This window comes from Pseudoalteromonas piscicida (assembly GCF_000238315.3).
GTDB classification, from domain to species: Bacteria; Pseudomonadota; Gammaproteobacteria; order Enterobacterales; family Alteromonadaceae; genus Pseudoalteromonas; species Pseudoalteromonas piscicida.
On sequence record NZ_CP011925.1, the window covers coordinates 1,045,057 to 1,066,099 of the forward strand.

Annotated in this window: 17 protein-coding genes and 1 pseudogene; 9 read left to right on the forward strand and 9 right to left on the reverse strand. The window is 41.8% G+C overall.

The genetic code is table 11. From position 1 onward, the window contains the following. Position 1: 1 nt before the first annotated feature. The gene (gene rluF, locus PPIS_RS23980) at positions 2-988 is read left to right on the forward strand and encodes a 23S rRNA pseudouridine(2604) synthase RluF (RefSeq protein ID WP_010372967.1); all 987 of its coding nucleotides are present in this window, start codon (positions 2-4) and stop codon (positions 986-988) included. Between the two features lie 125 nt (positions 989-1,113). Here the strand turns inward: rluF and minE are convergent, their stop codons facing one another. From minE to minC, 3 genes are read right to left on the reverse strand one after another with little or no spacing between them, the layout of a single operon-like run. Beyond that, positions 1,114-1,374 (reverse strand): cell division topological specificity factor MinE, encoded by a 261-nt coding sequence (gene minE / locus PPIS_RS23985; RefSeq protein WP_010372964.1) that lies wholly within the window; start codon positions 1,372-1,374, stop codon positions 1,114-1,116. Between the two features lies 1 nt (position 1,375). Next, positions 1,376-2,185 (reverse strand): septum site-determining protein MinD, encoded by an 810-nt coding sequence (gene minD, locus PPIS_RS23990; RefSeq protein ID WP_010372960.1) that lies wholly within the window; start codon positions 2,183-2,185, stop codon positions 1,376-1,378. Between the two features lie 5 nt (positions 2,186-2,190). Continuing rightward, the gene (gene minC, locus PPIS_RS23995; RefSeq protein ID WP_010372958.1) at positions 2,191-2,895 is read right to left on the reverse strand and encodes a septum site-determining protein MinC; all 705 of its coding nucleotides are present in this window, start codon (positions 2,893-2,895) and stop codon (positions 2,191-2,193) included. A 135-nt stretch (positions 2,896-3,030) separates the two neighbouring features. Between minC and PPIS_RS24000 the strand changes: the two genes are divergently transcribed. Together PPIS_RS24000 and PPIS_RS24005 are read left to right on the forward strand one after the other, a co-directional pair. Continuing rightward, positions 3,031-3,312: a YcgL domain-containing protein gene (locus PPIS_RS24000; RefSeq protein WP_010372955.1), complete on the forward strand. Its 282-nt coding sequence runs from the start codon at positions 3,031-3,033 to the stop codon at positions 3,310-3,312. Further along, complete coding sequence (locus PPIS_RS24005) at positions 3,309-4,325, forward strand: lytic murein transglycosylase (protein WP_010372952.1); 1,017 nt, start codon at positions 3,309-3,311, stop codon at positions 4,323-4,325. The genes PPIS_RS24000 and PPIS_RS24005 overlap by 4 nt, the downstream gene beginning before the upstream one ends. 195 nt (positions 4,326-4,520) lie before the next feature. On the opposite strand, the gene PPIS_RS24010 is transcribed toward PPIS_RS24005, so the two are convergent. The 3 genes and pseudogenes from PPIS_RS24010 to PPIS_RS24020 form a co-directional block, all read right to left on the reverse strand. Further along, a complete protein-coding gene (locus PPIS_RS24010) occupies positions 4,521-5,519 on the reverse strand; it encodes a cytochrome d ubiquinol oxidase subunit II (protein WP_010372949.1) in 999 nt (332 codons plus the stop codon). Next, entirely contained in the window at positions 5,512-6,858 is a 1,347-nt protein-coding gene (locus tag PPIS_RS24015) for a cytochrome ubiquinol oxidase subunit I (RefSeq protein WP_010372946.1), read from the reverse strand. Before PPIS_RS24015 ends, PPIS_RS24010 begins: the two co-directional genes overlap by 8 nt. 15 nt (positions 6,859-6,873) lie before the next feature. Next, positions 6,874-7,419: pseudogene (locus PPIS_RS24020) on the reverse strand (GbsR/MarR family transcriptional regulator). A gap of 249 nt (positions 7,420-7,668) precedes the next feature. On the opposite strand from PPIS_RS24020, the gene PPIS_RS24025 reads away from it, so the two are divergent. Then, positions 7,669-8,853 carry an alkaline phosphatase family protein gene (locus tag PPIS_RS24025; RefSeq protein ID WP_010372940.1) on the forward strand — a complete coding sequence of 395 codons (1,185 nt, stop codon included), beginning with the start codon at positions 7,669-7,671 and terminating at the stop codon, positions 8,851-8,853. A gap of 66 nt (positions 8,854-8,919) precedes the next feature. Here the strand turns inward: PPIS_RS24025 and PPIS_RS24030 are convergent, their stop codons facing one another. Next, positions 8,920-9,099, reverse strand: coding sequence for a hypothetical protein (locus PPIS_RS24030; protein WP_017216777.1), 180 nt, complete (start codon positions 9,097-9,099; stop codon positions 8,920-8,922). A 229-nt stretch (positions 9,100-9,328) separates the two neighbouring features. On the opposite strand from PPIS_RS24030, the gene PPIS_RS24035 reads away from it, so the two are divergent. The 3 genes from PPIS_RS24035 to PPIS_RS24045 all read left to right on the forward strand — a co-directional run bounded on the left by PPIS_RS24035 (position 9,329) and on the right by PPIS_RS24045 (position 15,137). Then, a complete protein-coding gene (locus tag PPIS_RS24035) occupies positions 9,329-10,918 on the forward strand; it encodes a sensor domain-containing diguanylate cyclase (RefSeq protein ID WP_010372937.1) in 1,590 nt (529 codons plus the stop codon). A gap of 94 nt (positions 10,919-11,012) precedes the next feature. Continuing rightward, positions 11,013-12,416: a YfcC family protein gene (locus tag PPIS_RS24040; RefSeq protein WP_010372934.1), complete on the forward strand. Its 1,404-nt coding sequence runs from the start codon at positions 11,013-11,015 to the stop codon at positions 12,414-12,416. A gap of 174 nt (positions 12,417-12,590) precedes the next feature. Next, positions 12,591-15,137, forward strand: coding sequence for a putative bifunctional diguanylate cyclase/phosphodiesterase (locus tag PPIS_RS24045; RefSeq protein WP_010372930.1), 2,547 nt, complete (start codon positions 12,591-12,593; stop codon positions 15,135-15,137). A gap of 56 nt (positions 15,138-15,193) precedes the next feature. On the opposite strand, the gene hemH is transcribed toward PPIS_RS24045, so the two are convergent. Beyond that, complete coding sequence (gene hemH / locus PPIS_RS24050) at positions 15,194-16,213, reverse strand: ferrochelatase (RefSeq protein WP_010372927.1); 1,020 nt, start codon at positions 16,211-16,213, stop codon at positions 15,194-15,196. 236 nt (positions 16,214-16,449) lie between these two features. On the opposite strand from hemH, the gene PPIS_RS24055 reads away from it, so the two are divergent. Both PPIS_RS24055 and PPIS_RS24060 read left to right on the forward strand, forming a co-directional pair. Continuing rightward, positions 16,450-18,003, forward strand: a complete 1,554-nt coding sequence (locus PPIS_RS24055; RefSeq protein WP_010372924.1) for a methyl-accepting chemotaxis protein — start codon at positions 16,450-16,452, stop codon at positions 18,001-18,003. A gap of 134 nt (positions 18,004-18,137) precedes the next feature. Continuing rightward, positions 18,138-19,484, forward strand: a complete 1,347-nt coding sequence (locus PPIS_RS24060) for an IS1182 family transposase (protein WP_096040876.1) — start codon at positions 18,138-18,140, stop codon at positions 19,482-19,484. 211 nt (positions 19,485-19,695) lie between these two features. Here PPIS_RS24060 and PPIS_RS24065 read toward each other — a convergent pair whose 3' ends face one another. Then, a complete protein-coding gene (locus PPIS_RS24065) occupies positions 19,696-20,904 on the reverse strand; it encodes a tyrosine-type recombinase/integrase (protein ID WP_010379393.1) in 1,209 nt (402 codons plus the stop codon). Positions 20,905-21,043 lie beyond the last annotated feature (139 nt).

A 21,043-nucleotide genomic window follows, 5' to 3' on the forward strand; every position in this document is an offset into this window, starting at 1 on the left:
CGTGACAGAGCAAAAGCGCCTCAATAAATACATCAGTGAAACTGGATTCTGCAGTCGTCGAGAAGCTGATGACTTAATCGCCTCAGGCCGTGTCAAAGTAAATGGAATTCTACCAGAAATGGGCACCAAAGTGTCTGATGCTGACACTATCATCATTGATGGTAAGCCTCTGAAAGCAAAGCCAAAGGCTGTATTTATTGCTTATAATAAACCTGTTGGTGTAACTTGTACCACCGAGCGTAAAATCAGAAGTAATATTGTCAGTGCAATTAACTATCCTGAGCGTATTTTCCCAATTGGTCGCTTAGACCGTCCATCCGAAGGATTAATTTTCTTGACCAACCAAGGCGATATGGTCAATAAAATCCTTCGCGCCGGCAATAACCATGAAAAAGAGTATGAGGTTGTGGTCGATAGGCCCATTGATGAGCGCTTTGTAAAACGTATGTCCTCAGGTGTTCCAATCCTTGGCACTGTCACAAAGCCTTGTAAAGTTCGTAAAACCGGGGCTAAGTCATTTACCATTGTGTTGACCCAAGGCTTAAATCGTCAAATTCGCAGAATGTGTGAATATCTAGGATTTGAAGTAACACACCTTAAACGTATTCGGATAATGAATATCGATCTAACTGGCCTTAGCTCTGGTAAGTGGCGTCACCTTAACGAAAACGAAATGCGAGCGATTAATCACGCCACAGAGTCATCGAGTAAAACGCAAGAGGCATCAGCGGGTGCTGGTGCGGGAAAACAGCATGATAAGCCTAGAAGTGAAGTTAGTGAGGTCGGTCGTCCAAAGCAAGATATGCGAGCGCATAACAGCAAAGATAGAACAACTGAACTCGACAAACAAAATAGCGTTAAGCCTAAGCCAAAAACGCGAAATGGTGAACAAAATCACAGTCACAACAAACGTAAGTCAAGCCCAAAGCACAATACTAAGCCTGCAAAAAGGGTCAAAGGTACTTTGTCCTTAAATAAGAATAAGTGACCTGAAGTTCGGATAATTAAGCAAAGAGTAGGGCAATGTAAAGCCCCTTGACAGCTTAATTAGAATGGGCAAAACGAAATAAATAAGGGCTATAGAAATAGCCCTTATTACATTTACTCAAACTGTTACTTTTCATCATCAGGTAGAGTAACGTTCAATTCTAATACTGCTAAATCATCCTCGTTTTGTTCAAACTGGACGTTGACGGCATCCGAATCTACTTTTACGTATTTGCGAATAACATCGAGGATGTCTTGCTTAAGTTGTGGTAAGTAGTCAGGTGTACCACGCTTTGAGCGCTCGTGCGCAACGATGATTTGCAGTCGCTCTTTCGCTAATGATGCGCTATTTTTTTTCTCAGAACGAAAATAATCTAGTAATGACACTTTACCCTCCAAAGATCCGTTTGAAGATACCTTTCTTCTCAACTTGCAAGAAACGGAAATCAACGACTTCACCTAATAAGCGGTTAATTGCATCGCTATACGCTTGGCCTGCATCAGACTCTTGGTCTAAGATAACCGGTTGACCTGAGTTCGACGCATTAAGTACTGCTTTTGATTCAGGTATTACACCTAGTAAGTCAATCGCTAGAATTTCTTTAACATCGTCTACCGACAACATTTCACCGCTATCTACACGCTCTGGGTTATAACGTGTAAGCAATAGGTGTTCCTTAACTGGCTCTAGGCCCATTTCAGCGCGCTTCGACTTGCTTTGTAGAATACCTAAAATACGATCTGAGTCACGAACGGATGAAACTTCAGGGTTAGTTGCTACCACGGCTTCATCAGCGAAGTACAATGCCATCATTGCGCCTGCTTCAATACCCGCTGGTGAGTCGCAAATGATGAAATCAAATTCTTCTTTCATTTCATTTAGCACACGCTCAACCCCTTCTCGAGTGAGGGCGTCTTTATCTCGAGTCTGAGAAGCTGGAAGAATATAAAGTTTTTCAACGCGTTTATCTTTAATCAATGCTTGATTTAGATTTGCTTCACCGTTGATAACGTTGACAAAATCATAAACAACGCGACGCTCGCATCCCATGATTAAGTCGAGGTTTCTAAGACCAATATCAAAATCGACAATGGCTGTTTTATAACCCTTTAGCGCTAAGCCAGTACCAATTGCTGCACTTGACGTTGTCTTACCAACACCGCCTTTACCTGAAGTTACGACAATAATTTTTGCCATCTGATTTATCCTTTGACCAAAGCTGTAATTTTTAATGATTCGTCTTGTTGTGTTATTTGAGCAGCTTGACCCCAGTGTTCACCTTGCAGTGAATCACTGATCCAATAACTCCCGTTTATAGACACCAGCTCAGCTTCTAAGCGCTGACAGAATATACTCGTGTCTTCTTGGCCTTGCGCACCTGCGATTGCACGACCACGTAAAGTACCGTAAATGTGCACGTTACCATCGGCGATAACTTCTGCACCATGACTTACAGCACCTAGCACGATCAGATCACGGTCTTTAGCATAAATTTGCTGACCACTACGTACCGTTCCGTTCACAATTTGAGCAGGAAGATAAACTTGTTTTTCTACTACTTCTGCTGCTTGAGATTGTGATGGGGTACTCGGTTGCACATCCCTTGAATAGTTTAGTACAGAAAACCCGGCTTCTTTGGCTAAGTCGTGCTGACTTTGAGTACCGCTACACACACCCACTGGATTGAGTTGTAAATCGACCAGTGTTTGCTTTAACTCTTTGAATTCTACAGTTTGCTCCTGAACATCAGCTAAATTAACTACAATTGGTGCACCTTGAAAAAATTTAGGCGCTTGCGAAATTTTGCTATCAAGATCTTGCCTTAACTTGGTCAGATCTAAAGAAAACAACTGCAGCACAGAGAGTGTAAATAGATTTCCTTTTAGTTCGAATGTTTGATTTGCCATATGTACTCAAATTTCTGTTACAACCGCCGCTAAAGCCTTATCTAGCTGACTTTAGCGCGTAGTAAAACTTTCCACAACTTACTAATAGCATGGTATAGTGACCGCCCATGATTAGCAAGAATTTATAGGCTTATAATGCTCACTGCCATATACAAAAGTCCAAAAAAAGCGGATACCTATCTTTTTGTAACTAAAAGAGATGATTTTTCCAATGTCCCTGCACCGTTAATGGAAACTTTCGGCACTCCTATCTATGTCATGATTATTGACCTTGCGAGAAGAACAAAATTGGGAATTGCTGATCTTGAAACGGTTAAGCAAAAATTAACTGACGATGGGTTTTACTTGCAACTTCCACCGCATACAGAAAGCTTGCTCGATGAATTTAGAAAGCAAAACGGAGTAACAGATTCGTGATAAAAAAAATTTCCCTACTAGTGGCCTCAGTTTGCTTGTCCACATCAGTCTTTGCTAACACTCAAGCGAAGTTTGATGAATACCTCAAAAACCTAAAACAAGAAGCGATTGACAAGGGCTATACACAACAATTAGTTGATGAGGCTTTTGCAACAGCAGTATTTAAGGAAAAGGTGATTAAGGCTGATAAGTCCCAGCCAGAAATTGTCGAAACACTAGAAACTTATTTACCCAAGCGCGTCCCCGAATGGAAAATCCAACAGGCCCGCAAACTCTACAAAGAACACCAAGAATCTTTAGAAAAAATAGCAAAAGAATATGGCGTACAGGCACGGTTTATTGTTGCCCTGTGGGGCCTTGAAAGTAACTTTGGTCGTATTCAAGGCGGCTATCCAGTCATTAGTGCGTTAGTGACACTTGCTTTTGATGGTCGTCGAGAAGCTTTGTATAAAAGACAGTTGTGGGCTGCGCTGGATATTTTAAGAGATGGTCACATCGGTCTGGATGATTTCAAAGGATCTTGGGCAGGAGCAATGGGTCAAACTCAGTTTATGCCAACTTCATTTACGTCTTATGCCGTTGATTATAACAAAGATGGTCGCAAAGACATTTGGACGACACAAGAAGATGCTTTTGCGTCAATAGCCAATTACCTGAAAAGTGTGGGCTGGAACGATGACCTGACTTGGGGTCGCCAAGTTAAATTACCTGAAGGTTTTGACAATAGCTACATTTTAAAACGTGGCACCAAATCACACAAAGAGTGGCTTAGTGAATGGCGTAAATCAGAGCGTTCATTGCAGGAGTGGCAAGCGCTTGGTCTTCGCAGAATGGACGGCACTGACTTGCCACAAGTCAATATCACAGCAGCATTAGTGATGCCAGATGACGCCAATGGCCGGATGTACTTGGCTTATGACAATTACAAGGCTTTAATGAATTGGAATAGATCTTATTACTTTGCCTCAAGCGTTGGATATTTATCTGACAGAATAGGTTACCCAAAGATTTAGCCACGAAGTCAGACTTAGCCCGCTCGAATAGCGGGCTTTTTTATGCCTATTTATTGGATGATAAAGCTTGCTTCGCAGGCATTAGATTTGCGGTAAACAAAAAAGACATATAGCAAAGACGAGTAGTATTCATAAAGCAATAAAAAAGGCAGCGTCCAACTCGCTGCCTTTTGGTTGGGCTAATGTATGCAAGTGTCAATAGTAGGACAAAGGTTGAACCTTGCCCCAAAAGACTCGGTACGAAAATAACGTATATGCAATTAAGGTCGGCACCACAATGACTACGCCATATAATAAGAAAGTAAGAGCCGATGCGTCAGCGACCGCTTCGAAGATGGTTAGTTTGCCAGGCACTACAAATGGGTAAAAGCTATAAACTAAGCCGAAGAAGCAAAGCACAAAGATAAATGCTGAAATCAGGAACGGTAACCAAGCACCATTATCCGGCGACTTTGGTAGTTTCTGTAACACAAGTTCTAAAATTACAAAGAGCGACAAGCAAATAATCGGGGCTGGTAATACGACTAAGGCCATCGGGAGGTCAAACCAACGCTCATAGATCCACTCATTAATCGCTGGGTTGATGATAGAAACGAGCAACACCCCAACAAAGGCTACTCTCGCAAATTTTTTGCACCAGCTAATCGCATCTTGCTGCAATTGCCCTTCACACTTCATAATTAGCCATGCAGAACCAATCAAGCCATACGCGCAGACAACGCCAATTCCACTAAAGACCGCAAATGCATGGGCAAGAGGGGTATTTTCAAAGCCTATGACATAAAGTCCCAGCATATACCCTTGCGCAAACGAGGTGAGTAGCGACCCAAATTTAAATACTTTGTCCCACCGCCTTTGGCGTTTAACTCTCGCTTTTGCTCTGAAATCAAAAGCGACACCACGCATAATTAAGCCAAAGAGTAAAAACACAACAGGAATGTAGAGCGCCTGCAAGATCATACTATGGGCTTGAGGAAATGCGATAAATGCGAGGCCTACAGCTAAAACTAACCACGTTTCATTAGCATCCCAAAATGGACCGATAGAGGCTATCATAGTGTCTGCTGTTTCTTTATCGTCCAGCGGGATCATCATGCCAACGCCAAGGTCGTAACCATCTAATATTGCATAAACAAGCACTGCGAGTGCCATCAAACCGGCATAGATGAGAGATAGATATTCTGGATTAAACACGAGTCACCTCCTCAGCAAATTCCTTCATGTCGTACTCTTCCACTTCTACAGATTTGCTAGCAGTGTGGAACAAAGTACGAATATAAGCGTACAGTAAGATTGCATATATCGTCAGATAGCCAATGAGTGTAAATAAGACGTTTTCTGAGGCAATTGTTGTGACTGCATCTTCAACTCTTAAGATACCACTGACGATATAAGGTTGGCGGCCAATTTCTGTGACATACCAGCCTGCGAGGGTAGCCACCCAGCCTGAGAAAGTCATCGCAACAAGCGCTTTCAGTTGCCACTTCGGTAACTCGCCCTTTTTCCATAATGTAAAACGAGTGACAAACGCAACTAAGATCATCAGCATTCCCATCCCAACCATGATTCTAAAACCGAAAAAGACGGGCTTAACAGGTGGATGTTCACCTTTAAATTCATTAAGCCCTTTAATTTCACCGTTCACGTCGTGGGTAAGAATAAAACTTGCCATGTTAGGAATACCGAGCGCAAAGTCGTTGCGTCTTTCTTCCTCATTTGGAATTGCGAATAGTAATAGTGGTGCACCTTTTTCTGTTTCCCACACCCCTTCCATTGCTGCAATTTTTTGTGGTTGGTGTTTTAGTGTATTTAGGCCGTGTAAATCGCCGACAAAAGCTTGCAATGGAGTAAGCAGTGCCGCAACGGTTAACGCAACGGTTAGCGCCTTTTTGGGGGCATGTTTTTCATCGTTTTTCAGCATCCGATACGCACTGACACCAGCTATCAAAAATGAGGCCGTCAGTGCACTAGCTAATAACATATGGAAGAAGCGATAACCGAATGAAGGATTGAAAATAACTTCAAACCAGTCCGTGGGATATACGATACCGTCTCTAAGTTCAAAGCCCGTCGGGGTTTGCATCCAACTATTCAAAGACAGGATCCAAAATGCCGAAAGCGTTGTACCTATGGCGACGATAAAAGTGGCTAAAGTATGTATTTTAGGTGGTACGCGCTTCATGCCAAACAGCATGATCCCTAAAAATGTTGCTTCCATAAAAAATGCGGTCAATACTTCATAACCGAGCAAGGGACCTGCAATATTGCCGACTTTCTCCATAAAGCCGGGCCAGTTTGTACCAAACTGGAACGACATAGTAATGCCGCTTACGACGCCGAGTGCAAAGGTCAATGCAAAAATTTTGACCCAAAAGCGATAAGCTCTTAACCAAACCGGGTGTTCGGTTAGGTCATACTTGAGTTTAAAAAACGCCAGAAACCAAGCTAACGCGATGGTTATCGTGGGAAAGAGAATATGAAAACTAATATTTGCTGCGAATTGTATTCGCGACAACAACAACGTATCAAGCATGACGCACCTCGCACTTTAAGACTTACGTAATAATTTATCCTTTAAATCTATTACTTTACTCACAGAAGAACCGAGCTTCATCAACGATTGCAATTGCTCTGGTGATAGGCGTTGAAGTTCCGCTGACCACTTAGTGACGGTTTCAAGTAGGTCATGAATGGATTGCATTTGCTACTGTGCATACACTTCTTCTGGTGAGTTAGCGCTATCTAGGATTTGGTCACGAAGTAGAGTGAGTGTTGGGTCGATTTCCCTTTTTCTTCTCTCTTCAAATACGCGGTTAGCGAGATCCCAAATAGAGCCGTTTGGAGAGTAGTATTCTTTACGGTCGCCAGGAATATGATGCACCTTAACTAGTTGCCAAGATTGCAATTCTTTTATTCCCATACTCACGTTACCACGTGAAATTTTTAATGCATCGGCGATTTCGTTCGCTGTTAATGGTTTTTCATTAATAACCAACAAACCAACCATTTGTCCTATAGTTCTGTTGAAACCCCAACGGCTTCCCATTCCGCCGCAATGAAGTACAAAATTTTCTATTTTTGGTGATAAGTTCATTGTTTTAAACTTTCAGTAATTATTGAAACTTTAATATAAAGGTCACTTTGACTTAGATCAAGCATTAATTAAGCTCAACTACAACATAGTGAAAGTTAACCTTCCCCGAATATCTATAATTGCCATCCACTGACCGCAAATCAATATAAATTTCAAATCATTGTGATTTAATGCGGCCGCAATCACACGGATTATGCTGCACGGCCTCTTACTTTTGCAGCGGTACTCACATGACACGGGAATTTATACATGCTAAGAATCCTCCTTTTCACGTTATCTATCGTTAGTTGCACTGCTTTTGCTGAGCGCGCGACAACCATATTGATCTCCATCGATGGATTTAGATGGGACTACATTGAAAAACACGATGCAAAGAATATTGCAAATCTTGCGAAGCAGGGCGTCCGCGCGACCAAGCTATGGCCTCAATATCCGACTAAGACATTTCCAAATCACCTGTCTATTGTTACGGGTTTAAAACCAATCAATCATGGCATCGTCGATAATTACTTTTGCGATAAGAAGCGTGAAGAGTGTTATAAGATGGGGATGGGTAAAGTCGATAGCTCGTGGATAAGTGGTATTCCCTTATGGAATCTTGTAAAAATGCATGGATATAAATCTGCCGCTTATTTTTGGCCAGAATCAGACGCTAGAATCAATGGTATGACGCCTGACTATTACTATCATTATTCAAAGAAAGCCGATTACAAGAATCGTCTTAATGAAATACACAATTGGCTAAAATTACCAAAAAGCGAAAAACCATTGTTTGTTGCCAGCTATTTTTCTTTAGTGGATACAATGGGTCATGGATACGGACCGGACCATGAAAAAACGAGAGAAGCAGTACAATTTGTTGATGGCTTAATTGGAGATTTTGTCGCAGCTTTGAAAAAGGACAAAATTAAAGTGAACTTAGTACTCGTTTCTGACCACGGTATGGCAAGTGTAGAACCAAGCAAAGCCGTGATACTCGAAGAGCTAGATATACCTGAAGATTGGACGATAAAAAATAGCGGAACGAGGGTATCACTTTATGCGTTAGGTGATAAAGTCCTTGAAACAGAGACGCTTGTGCAGCAGTTACGTGAAAAAGCGGAGGGTCGTTATGAGGTGTTGAATAGTGAGCGAAAACAGCAACTAAATGGCGGTGAGTCTTCTCGTATCGGTGACATTATCCTGCAGGCAAAAGCACCAATTGTCTTTATGCAAAAAGGCAAGCAAGGCTATTATGGTACGCATGGGTATGAGGCAACACCTGATATGGCCGCATTTTTTGTCGCAAGTGGCCCCGCCTTTAAATCGGGTGTAACGATAGAACAAGCTAGCAATTTAGAAGTTTACCCAACACTTACACGCATTATGGGGCTTAAACCACTTAATGAGCTTGATAGTAAGGGAGAAAACCTATTAAAGCTGGTTAGGCCGTAAAACAGGCTATCTATCATGTTCAGGGCTAATGAGTAACTTAGCTCTGAACTAGGTGAGTAGAGTAAGTTACTTTTTATTGGAAGACTTCATTAGCCGTTTTGCTAAAGCAAATACAATATAGACAAGAACCAAGGAATTAAGGACAAGCAATGCATCTTTATCAGATACGAACATCCATATCGCCGCAAGCGCAAGGCAAGCAAGTGTAAAGTGGCCAACTAGTGGATTGGTAGTCTTTTTCTTCATTAAGAACTTCGCTGTATTTATGTTCAGATTATTTTACACCTGATAACTGAGACAATACCAATAATCCGTTCAAAAAACTAAATATTTTTGACCATGTGGTTATAATACGGGCACACAGAATGTGGACGTGCTAATTCGTTATTGGTCTGACCAGAGTTTGATATAGATTAACTGTTTTACTCAAACGAATAGCTAAAATGTCATGGAAGTACATTAAAGAGAGTTCTTAGTGGTACAAATAAATAAAGCAAAACATTGGTTAGACCTTAAAAAGCTGATACTCATTCTTGCCACATTATGCGTATTTACATCGTTACTAAACGCATTGTTTTCGAGCTACCAAGTGCAAAAACAAGTGATGGTAAAAGATACGTTAGAGGCAAATCGTGCCTATGCAACTAAGTTAGCAGATGTTACCGATCTCTTCTTACAATCAGTATTGATGCAACTAAGAGCGTCGAGCGAAACCATTGCGACGCAGCTAGATAACCCTGAAGTGGTTAATAAAGAATTGAGTCAAATGCTTACAAGGACACATAGTTTTGACTCTATCGTGTTAGTAAACGCAAAAGGTGAAATTATCGGTGCTCAACCAAGTTCGCTTGGTGTGATAGGAGCTACACTCAAAAATGAAGTAGAGACTTCGCCACTTCGTGAAAAAGCCCCTTTTATTGTGGGTCCATTTGTTTCGCCGGCTGGGAATTTGATGGTGAGCCCAACTCATCCAATGTTTGACCAAGAAGGGGTATTCGTAGGTTTTATCGCTGCCGGGATTTACCTTAAAGGTGACAATATTTTAGGCCGATTATTGGCAAACCATCATCACCAAGACAAAACCTATATTTATGTTACCGGGCCCAACGGTAAACTCATTTATCATCACGATGATCATCGCATTGGGCAAGACGTCACCAAAAATGAGGTCGTTGAATCATTACTCAGCAAAACCTCAGGTTCCGCCCAAATAGTCAATACCCAAGGTGTAGCAATGCTAGCTGGATATGCTTCAGTACCGACAAGTGGTTGGGGGGTCGTGGCACAACGCCCATTAGAGGTCACGATGTCACAATTATCGAATACCATGCAGCATGTCTTAAAAACGACCATTCCGTTTACTGTATTCTTGTTGATTTGTGTGCTTGGACTCGGAACTTTAATTGCTAAGCCTTTATGGCGATTAGCTAAGTTATCAGAACAAGTCGAAGATGGCAGAAACATCGATTTTCCACACGTATCCACATGGTATTATGAAGCAGCATGGCTTTATCAGGCAATGCACAGTAGTGTTCAGAACTTAGGAGCACAGATCCAACGCTTTGACGATGAGAGAAAGCAAGATCAGCTGACTCATTTATTCAATAGACGAGGAATGGAAAAGTGGCTAGAGACTGCCTATGAGCAGCAAACCCCGTTTAGCATTATTGCGCTTGATATCGATCACTTTAAACATGTGAATGATACTTACGGCCACGATGTTGGTGATGCGGTGATCAGAAAACTCGCCGAGCTGATGCGCACTAATGCACGTGAACAAGATCACCTATGTCGTAGTGGTGGTGAAGAGTTTTTGATGTTTCTACCGCATGTAGATATAGACAAAGCAGATAGGATCGCAGAGCGTCTGCGCGCATGTACCGCTGAAACTGAGTTTGGTGAAGCCGGGCATATCACTATTTCTCTTGGGGTCTCTCATTGGCCGCTGTGCTCTGAGGATTTGCATCACGCACTCAAACTAGCGGACCGTAGTCTATACCAAGCGAAAGCAAACGGCAGGAATCGTGTTGAACATGCCGTTTTAGCCAATCACAATGTAGCATAATTGGAAATTCGATATTAAAAAGTGAAATCTGCTCCGAATATCGGTAAGATGCGTTGCAATTTTTACCGTTACCTAATTTGGAGCTGTACTTTCCATGGCAAAAACATTGAAAGTTCCTCATACACTAGTCCTGCTACTAGGTATGATGCTAATTGCATTGCTGTCGACCTGGATTATTCCACAAGGCTTTTTTGATACTGCAACCACTGATACTGGCAGACAAGTTGTACTTGCGGGTACCTACCACATTGCAGAAGAATCTGTTCAACTTACTCCTTGGGATCTGTTAAAAGCTATTCCTCGTGCTTTTGCTGCTGCGCAAGACGTTATTTTCTTTGTGATGATAGTGGGTGGTGTACTCGCAATTGCACGTGCAACAGGCACTGTTGATGCGTTGATCGGGCGCTTACTTGAGAAGAATGGCGATAAACCACAAAAGCTGATTTTTATGGTTGTGTTCTGTTTTGCAATCGCGTCAAGTGCGATAGGTACTGCAGGTGAATACATTCCGTTTGTGCTGATTTTAGTTGCGCTTTGTAAGGCTATGAAGCTGGATGCCATGACTGCCGTTGGCATGATCATCGCGGGCTACGGTATTGGGTACGGTGTGTCAGCATTCAACCCATTTACGGTATTAATTGCCCAGCAAATTGCTGAAGTACCAGTCTATTCAGGTATATGGTTAAGATTTGCTATTTTTGTTCCATTTGTACTGATTGGCTTTCATCATGTATGGAGCTACACCAAAAAGGTACAACAAAATCCTGAACACTCGATGATGAAAGATGTGCCTTGCCCACTAGCAGGCCAAGCTGCGCCTAGCTATCCGCAGCTTAACGGTCGTCATAGAACCATTTTGCTTACTTTTATTGTGACACTTGTTTGCGCAGTTTGGGGAATTGCTACTCAGGGGTGGTATTTATACGAGCTAGGTGGCTTAATTATTGCGTGGGGTGTCGTGATTTCAATTCTTGGTAAACTGTCAGCAGACGAAGCTGCAAATCGTTTTATCGAAGGGGTTTCAGACTTGGTCACTACTGCAGTGCTAATTGGCGTAGCTCGTGGTATTGCCCTTATTCTTGAAGATGGTCAAATCCTTCACACGATTGTACATGGACTTTCAACTCCTCTTTCTTATGTTGCTGCGGAAGTTTCGGCCGTTGGCATGTTACTTATCCAAACGCTTTTAAATATGTTTATTCCGTCGGGCTCAGGTCAGGCATATGTGACTATGCCATTGATGGTGCCTGTGGGCGACTTAGTTGGTGTACCAAGACAGGTTGCGGTACTTGCGTATCAGTTTGGTGATGGCTTCTCAAATATGATAGTGCCAACAAATGCGGTATTAATGGGGATACTCGGTATGGCCGGCGTTCCTTATACACATTGGTTTAGATTTTGTATGCCGTTGATGGCTAAACTCATGGTCGCTGCGGCAACTGTACTGGTACTCGCTGTGATGTTTGGTTATGGTTTGGACGTACAACCGCAACTGTAGATAAACAAATTTTCTTCTCAGATAGCGTCAATCGGCGCTATCTTGCCTTTACTAGACTCAATTTCTCAACACAAAGCAAATTTATTGATCTGTATTTATATTCTATGTAGTTTAATAAGCTATTATTATTTATTAAACAAAAATCTTGGTCGGGAATGAGCCATACAGACTTCTATGAATTTAACGTTTAGCCATTTTTACAATTTAACATCTACTAATCAGCGATATCAATTCGCATTGAAACAGTTGTATGAACGATTTGATGCGGATCATTGTTTTGTGGGTAAGTTTATCGATAACGATAAGCGCGTAAAGACCGTGATGTACCTCGCGAATGGTAAAGAAGTCGATAATATTATTTATGACCTTGAAGGGACACCTTGTTTTGATGCTAAAGCAAGCAATGATGTATGTTGCGTCACAAGTGGTTTACAGCAACTTTATGAAGAGGATGAGATCCTTCGCGTTTTAAGCATAGAAGGTTATCTTGGTTTAACCTTGCGAGCATTAGATCATACACCCATTGGAATCATGGTCTGTTTGTTTAATAAAGAAAAACAAGTCAGCCTAGAAGAAAAACTATGGTTTCAAGAGTTAGGACACCTGATCTCAACGGAGCTAAGCCATAATTTAGAATTGACCAAACAAGGAATTTTGCTCAAACAACTTGCAAAAGGCGAGCAAATAGCGGACTTATGCACTTGGACGTGGCAACTTAAACAGAACAAACACTACTTTTCCTCTCATCTTAATCATCTACTTAAGACAAAAACTGATTCTCTTTCTCTATCATTATTACTAGATAAACTTACGATAGAAGATAGTGAGCGACTGCGGATAGCTTTAGAGAAAGTCAGACTAAGTGGAACTCGGCATGTTGATTTACAAGTTTCGTTGGCCTCTCGCACCGAACACTACGGGTTATTAAGAATTATTGGTCAAGTAGAGTCTGATGAGCAGCATAGCGATGAGCTTGTATTCACTGCGACCATTCAAGATATTAGCTATATTTCATCGCTAAATAAACAGCTCGAACTCACTAATGTTGTGTTCGAGCATGCAACAGAAGCCATCATGATCACTAACAATGAAAATAAAATCATTATGGTGAATCGTGCTTTTGAGCGACTAACGGGTTATACCGGCTACGAATTATTAGGCCAAGACCCTGCGGTGCTATCATCTGGTAAGCAAGATAAATCATTCTATGAAGCCATGTGGGCATCGTTGAGTACGGTTGGTCACTGGAAAGGAGAGATCCACAACCGTCGCAAGAACGGTCAGATTTATCCTGAAGAATTAACACTTAGCGTGGTGAAGGATGAGCAAGGTAAAGTCGTTAACTACGTCGGCATTTTTAGAGATATTACCGAATGGAAGCGTAATGAATCCCAACTTACCTTCTACGCTAACCATGAACCATTAACTGCGCTGTTAAATCGCCGTAGCTTTATGCAGCGCTTAGAAGAACAAATATCGGGTTCTAGAAGTAACAATACCAGTTGCTCACTGCTTTTTATTGGCTTGGATAGGTTCAAGGAAGTCAACGATGTCTTTGGTCCGGAGATTGGCGATAAGGTACTTATTTCTGTAGCTAAACGATTGAAAAATGCGGTTCGCCAAAATGATATTATCGCAAGGTACGGTGGTGACGAGTTTGCGTTACTACTTACGCGCAGCGATGTGGAAAGCGCGCTAAAGATTGCTCAAAAGCTCTCACAGAAACTTTCTCAGCCTTATGTATTTAATGAAATTACCATAGAAGTCACTTGTTCTACAGGCATTGCACAGCTTGAAGCAGGCTCTCGGATCACCGCAGCAAATTTACTCAGAAACGCAGCACATGCACTTAATAGCGTGAAAAAGACCGAGCGCGGACAGGTAGCCTTACACAATGCGGCAATTCAAAATGCCTATTTAAATAAAATAAAGCTTAAAGACAAGTTAAAACAAGCACTGAAAGAAGGAGCGCTTACCGTTTATTATCAACCAATCGTTAATGCTGATACCAACCACATCACAAAGTTTGAAGCCCTAGTGCGATGGTTTGACGATGAGTACGGCATGGTTTCGCCTGGCACTTTTATTCCTATCGCTGAAGAATTTGGTCTTATTCATTTAGTTGGACAGTTTGTGCTTGAGCGTAGCTGCCAAGACTTAGCAAAAATCCACCAAGCTGGTTTTACAGAGGTTGGGATCTCTATTAACCGTTCTGTTAGTGAGTTTAAAGCCAGTATTAATCAGGTGAAGCTAATCACCTCTGCCATTGAAAAAGCCAAGATCCCGTATGAAGCAATTACCATTGAAGTTACCGAATCGCTTGCTACAAATCGCTATACTTGGAAAACGCTTAATCAACTGAGGGAGCATGGGATCAAGGTTTCGCTTGACGATTTTTGTACTGGCTATTCATCATTAAGTAACTTGATAGAAAATCAGGTGGATTACCTAAAAATAGACAAGAGCTTTGTCGACAGCCTAATGTCTGATTACAACAAACAAGTAATGATTGACTGCCTCATTAAGCTCAGTGATAAGTTGGGAATTGGTGTGATAGCCGAAGGGGTAGAGCAGTTTACTCAACTCGAAAAATTACGAGAGCTCGGTTGTCATCACATTCAAGGATTCTTTTACAGTCCCGCAAAACCAATAGATTCCTGTCTTGAGTTACTCACAACAGACGCTTTTGCTGAACAAACACAAAGTGCATTAGAAAAATAAAGGTGTGATATTTTGATATCACACCTCAGAAATAGCAGATTGTTTCTGCGCCTTTATTACAACAGTGGTTTTATCAGCGCTATGATCGCTTTAATGTGATCATCACGGTCGTTTAGTGCTGGAATATAGCGATACTTTTCACCGCCAGCAGACTCAAATACCTCACGGTTTTCAACTTCTAACTCTTCGAGCGTTTCTAAGCAATCGGCACTAAAAGCAGGGCTTAAAATAGCGACATTTTTAATACCTTGACTCGGAAAACTCTCGAGTGTTTTGTCCGTATAAGGTTGCAACCATTCAGCTTTACCAAAACGACTTTGGAAGGTCGTCATCACTTTTTCTTTATCAAGATTAAGTTTTTCAACGACTAAGCGAGTCGTTTGCTGACAAAAACAGTGATACGGGTCGCCTCTATCTAAAAATAGCTTTGGTGTGCCATGATATGAAAATACCAATTTATCCGGCTCTCCATTTGCCTCAAGATCTTCTCTAATAGAATTAGCTAAAGATTCAATATAAAGCGGATGTTTGTGATAGCCATTAATAAAATGCAGTTCAGGTACCCAGCGCCAACCTCTTAGGACCTTTGAGATCTGATCAAAGGTTGAGCCTGTCGTTGCACTGGAATATTGGGGATATAGCGGCACGATGATAATTCGTGTGATGCCTTTATCTCTTAACTTCTCAAGCCCTGATTCAATTGACGGGTTGCCATAGCGCATGGCAAGCTCAACTTCGATGTCTTCAAAACCTTCACTGCGTAATTGCTTCTCTATTTTATCAGTTTGCGCTCGACTAATGGTTATCAAAGGGGAGCCTTCATCGGTCCAAATTGATTGATAGGCATGTGCTGACTTTTTAGGGCGAACACGTAAAATTATGCCATGCAAAATCATTAACCAAATTAGTCTTGGAATTTCGACAATACGGGGATCGGAGAGAAACTCCGCGAGATAAATTCTAAGTGCTTTAGCCGTTGGTGCATCTGGGCTACCTAAATTTGTAATAAGAATACCCGTTTTGGAATTAAATCGGCCTTCATGGGGATTATCTGTTATGGCTGAAAAGCGAGACACCTAACGCTCCTTAGATTATCATTTTAATAGGATTATTTTACAAGAAAGGCTATACGGTAGTAAGCCTAATTTCGATCTAAACTGGCATAAATCAATTTGCGCCTAAAATTAACTCACACTATAGTTGTAATTATCGTTAATTAATCCCTTCTCTATTGCTATTCATGGATTGAGGGCGTATTTTCCTGCAAATCTTTAAGGGAAAATCAATTTTTTGTTAGTTTTGGACATGTCTAATGAGAACCAACCACCCAGTAACCCAAAGAGAAAAAACCTTTTCTCGCGAAGTAAAACTCATCTCTGTCACTGATCTGAAAGGTAATATTGTTGACTGCAATCAAGCGTTTATCGATGTTAGTGGATTTTCCCGTGATGAGTTAGTTGGTCAACCTCATAATATAGTACGACATCCAGATATGCCACCTGTGGCTTTTCAAACCATGTGGACGCAGCTTAAAACAGGTAAGCCATGGATGGGGATCGTAAAAAACCGCTGTAAAAATGGTGATCACTACTGGGTCGATGCCTATGTAACGCCAATAACAGAAAATGGCAAAATCATTGGCTATGAGTCGGTTAGAAGCTGCCCAGATAGAGCGACGGTTGAACGGGCAAGTCAACTTTATACAAACGTAAATACTAATAAAGGAAGCAGTTTCAGTCTTCCCAAATTACGTTTCGTTTGGCCAGTATTTAACATCGTCTCGTCACTGGCACTTTGGTATTTTGCTTCAGAATCTGTAGGCTTTTTTTGGTTAATGGCCAATATGCTGGCATATTCAGCCTATGCAACTTGGCGCGATAAAGAGCAGCTGAGACGACTAGAATCTGAGTTGGCGCACAGTTTTTGCGATGAGATATCTGAGCAAGTTTATTCGACTTGGGATGGCACCATGGCATCAATCCAAGTTCGTTTAAAGAGTGAAAGGGCACACCTAGATATAATTCTTACGCGTGTTGAACATGCGGCGCAAAACGTGTCAAAAGGAGCGCATACAGCGAGTAAAGAAGCGCGAGCAACTTATGCCGATTTACAAAAGCAGCAAACTGAGACTGAGCTTGTTGCCACTGCCATGAATGAAATGACAACAACCATCAACGATGTCTCTAACAGTGTGCAATTGAGTGCTAAAGATGCTCAGAACTCCCTTGATTTGACTTCTCAAACAGAACAGAACGCTAATAAAACCAAAATTGCTTTTGGTGATTTAAGTAATACCATTGCCGACATCCGCAGTTCTGTTGAAGGCGTCTCTAAGCAAACTGATAAAATTGCTGCTGCCGCACAGATTATTGAACAAATCGCTGAGCAAACTAATTTGCTAGCACTAAATGCAGCAATTGAAGCTGCGCGAGCTGGTGAGCAAGGTAGGGGCTTCGCAGTAGTTGCTGATGAAGTTAGACATCTAGCACAGCGTACTCAAGAGTCGACGAAAGAGATCCATGCAATTATTGAAGAGCTAACCAGCAGCACACAAGCGTCAGTAGATATTGCTCAGCAAGGCCAAGAAGAATCGCTCCATGGTATTGAGCAGCTGAATCAAAGCACCGATATGCTACAGCAAATCACCCAAGCTGTTATCCAAATTAGTGATATGTCGATGCAAATTGCGACTTCGGTTGAGCAACAAGCAGCCGTGTCTGATGACATTAATCAGCAGGTGGTGAATATTGCCCAGCTTGCAAACAACAGCCTAGATAGCGCAGACAAAGTGCATCAAGAAAGTAAAGATTTAGAATCTACCGCAAAAGAAATGCACGAATTGATTGTTCGTTTTAAGCGTAAGTGAGTTTTAGTGTCGTGTACTTATTCATTGAAGATTCAAAAGGACATTCTCGAATGTCCTTTCAGACTGTTGAAAAAGGGCTGGACACAGATCTAGCCCTTTGATCTAATAAGCGTAGTGAGTTTAGGGAGTTCACCATGCTTAAAGACAAAACCCCTCAGCAATATGAACTAGAAATGGTCGCTATCGACCAATTGGTTCCAAAAGACCATTTAGTTCGCCTGATTGACCTTGCGATTGATTTCGAATTCATCCGCGATGAAGTCGCCCATCTCTACTGTAAAAACAATGGTCGCCCAGCGGTTGACCCAGTGCGAATGTTCAAGATTTTATTTCTTGGATACCTGTTTGGCATTCAAAGCGAGCGTCGCTTGATTAAGGAAATCCAAGTCAATGTCGCATATCGTTGGTTTTTAGGTATGGGACTAACTGAAGATGTCATCCACCACTCGACGCTAAGCCAAAACCGCATAAAGCGCTTTAAAGACAGCAATATTTATCAATCCATCTTCGATAACATTGTCCGCCAAGCGATGAAACAAAAACTCATAGGTGGCTATAGCTTATTTGCTGACAGTACACACCTCAAAGCCAATGCCAATAAAAAGCGCTATGACATAGAAGACTTAAAAGTCAGTCCTTCAGTGTATGTAGAGCAATTGAACGAAGCAGTACTGCAAGACCGGGAGGATGAAGGAAAAAAGCCCCTGAAGTGTAAGGAAGAAACAACTTGCACAAAACCAACCAAAGTCAGCCGCACCGACCCAGATAGCGGGTTTATGGTACGGGATGAAAAGCCAAAAGGGTTCTTCTATCTAGACCATCGAATTGTGGATGGTAAACACGGCATTATTGTTGATACACACGCCACCGCAGGCAATGTCCATGACTCACAACCTATTATCAGTCGACTCGACAGAGCGCTCGATACCTTTGCACTCAACCCTATCGCGGTTGGGCTAGATGCAGGCTATTTTACCGCCGCGGTATGCCACAATCTGGAAGAAAGGCAATTAGTTGGCGTGCTGGGGTATCGAAGACCAAATAAAAAGAAAGGCTACTTCGCCAAACGTGAGTATCAATATCAAGCCGATACAGATACTTACCTGTGCCCGCAAGGTGAAACTCTAATCTACAAAACAACAAGCCGAACAGGCTATCGTCACTATCATTCCGACCCGAGCAAATGTGGACGCTGTCCAGTCAGAAATCAATGTACAGCCAGTAAAAATCAAACCAAAGTTATAACGCGGCATGTTTGGCAATCGAGCGTAGAAAACGCCAATGCGATTAGGCTGAGCGACTGGGGTAAAAAGCTCTATCGACGACGAGCCGAAACGGTGGAAAGAAGCTTCGCTGATGCGAAACAACATCATGGACATCGCTACTGCAGATATAGAGGTCTGTCAAAAGTGACCGCGCAGTGCTTGTTAGCAGCGGCATGTCAAAATATGAAGAAAATGGCGCTCATGGCTGCACACTAGCAAAAAACCTCGAAAACTCCCCCTAAAAGCCCTCAAAACGATCTTGGACACACCAAATCACAATAATTATCCTAGCCAACACAAAAAACCAACGCTGAAACTTACGGCAGAGAAAACTGCTCCAACAACTGGGAAAAATAAACCCCGCTTAAAAAAGCGGGGTTTATCATCAATCTGAAAGGACATTCTCGAATGTCCTTTTTTCTTATATTTATAACTTCCGTTTTAAGCCCGATTTGGCGCGTTCTTTAATATTGGTTTGAATATAAATTTGATCGGTTGTCGCGATTTTGGCGTGACCTAAATCTTCAGATAGATGTTTTAGCGGGCGGTGTTGTGCATCATGTGTTGCACCTGTATGCCTTAGCCAGTGTGAAGTTGCGGCTTCGAGTTGCTCTGACTCTTCCGTAAAGCCATCTTCCTTTAGTTTAGCCACTGCTAAGTCAAAACTTTGCTGAACAATACGGCGTAATTGACGAACGTTCATACCGCCTTGACCCCTTAGTTTATGAACAATTGGGTAGGGCTCATCAACGCGAGGCAGGGCGCTTAATCCTCGGTACTGACGATAACGCTTTAAATAGCTGATGAAGTCTTCGCTAAGCGTTACATCCCTTAGCTTATTGCCTTTACCCATAATTCTTAGGTACCAAAAATCATCTTGATCCTGCCAAAAATGGCTCATTACCGGTGACCAATGAGGGCGGTCTGACAGCTCTGAAATACGTAAATACAAACCCTTTAAACAAGCTAATACAAAGAGATTCCGTTCAAGGTCTGGTTGCTGTTCACTTAAATCACGAGTTACACCAAAAACATATTCCCATTGCAAATCACTCAGCGTATCAGGAAGATTGATTTGCGATTGAACAACTAAATACGGGCTATTTTTCTTAACCACCGGAACAAAATTAGCGAACGACTTTTCTTCTAAAATAGCAAACTTGTAAAACACATTCAGCGCGGTAAACATCGCGGCCAACGTTTGCTGGCTAGCACCATTTTCTTTGAGAACAAAGGGTCGCCAATTTTCGTTAACCTGACGGATTCCTTGGTTTTGCTTATAACGCCACTGTACAGAAGTTTGCGTCCATGCTTTATCTGGCTCTACCACAAAATCTACATACGCCTCGATGTCTTCGCGTTTTAGCTCAAACACTGACTTCTCAGCAACCAGCCACGACCATAAATAAAAGCGCTCAAGCTCATTACGAAAACGGTTAAAAGTTGCTTCAGACTTACGACCGTAAACATACAAAAACTGAAATAAGAACTGCAGCTCGTTATGTACAGGTAGTGATTTACCATGACTAGCCAAGAACTTTGTCAGTTCAGGATACTCATGCGCAAGCGTATCATCTTCAAGATGGGCGATTTGATACCTAAGCTGCTTTAAGGTGTCAACCAGTGGTAAAATCATGGTAAGTCCGATATTGGTTATTATATATAGTAGTATATGTGTACATAGAATTTGTGTATACAATAATCATGAATACTCATCAGGTATGTTAATGCAATTGCTTTATCTAAACTGAATTTTTTGACAAAACCATTTGTTA

Coding starts and splice junctions, on each gene's coding strand:
- PPIS_RS24065 (WP_010379393.1), bottom strand. CDS start 20,904: ATGATTTTACCACTGGTTGACACCTTAAAGCAGCTTAGGTATCAAATC.
- PPIS_RS24045 (WP_010372930.1), top strand. CDS start 12,591: ATGAATTTAACGTTTAGCCATTTTTACAATTTAACATCTACTAATCAG.
- PPIS_RS24025 (WP_010372940.1), top strand. CDS start 7,669: ATGCTAAGAATCCTCCTTTTCACGTTATCTATCGTTAGTTGCACTGCT.
- PPIS_RS24060 (WP_096040876.1), top strand. CDS start 18,138: ATGCTTAAAGACAAAACCCCTCAGCAATATGAACTAGAAATGGTCGCT.
- PPIS_RS24015 (WP_010372946.1), bottom strand. CDS start 6,858: ATGCTTGATACGTTGTTGTTGTCGCGAATACAATTCGCAGCAAATATT.
- minC (WP_010372958.1), bottom strand. CDS start 2,895: ATGGCAAATCAAACATTCGAACTAAAAGGAAATCTATTTACACTCTCT.
- PPIS_RS24055 (WP_010372924.1), top strand. CDS start 16,450: ATGAGAACCAACCACCCAGTAACCCAAAGAGAAAAAACCTTTTCTCGC.
- minD (WP_010372960.1), bottom strand. CDS start 2,185: ATGGCAAAAATTATTGTCGTAACTTCAGGTAAAGGCGGTGTTGGTAAG.
- PPIS_RS24030 (WP_017216777.1), bottom strand. CDS start 9,099: ATGAAGAAAAAGACTACCAATCCACTAGTTGGCCACTTTACACTTGCT.
- PPIS_RS24000 (WP_010372955.1), top strand. CDS start 3,031: ATGCTCACTGCCATATACAAAAGTCCAAAAAAAGCGGATACCTATCTT.
- PPIS_RS24040 (WP_010372934.1), top strand. CDS start 11,013: ATGGCAAAAACATTGAAAGTTCCTCATACACTAGTCCTGCTACTAGGT.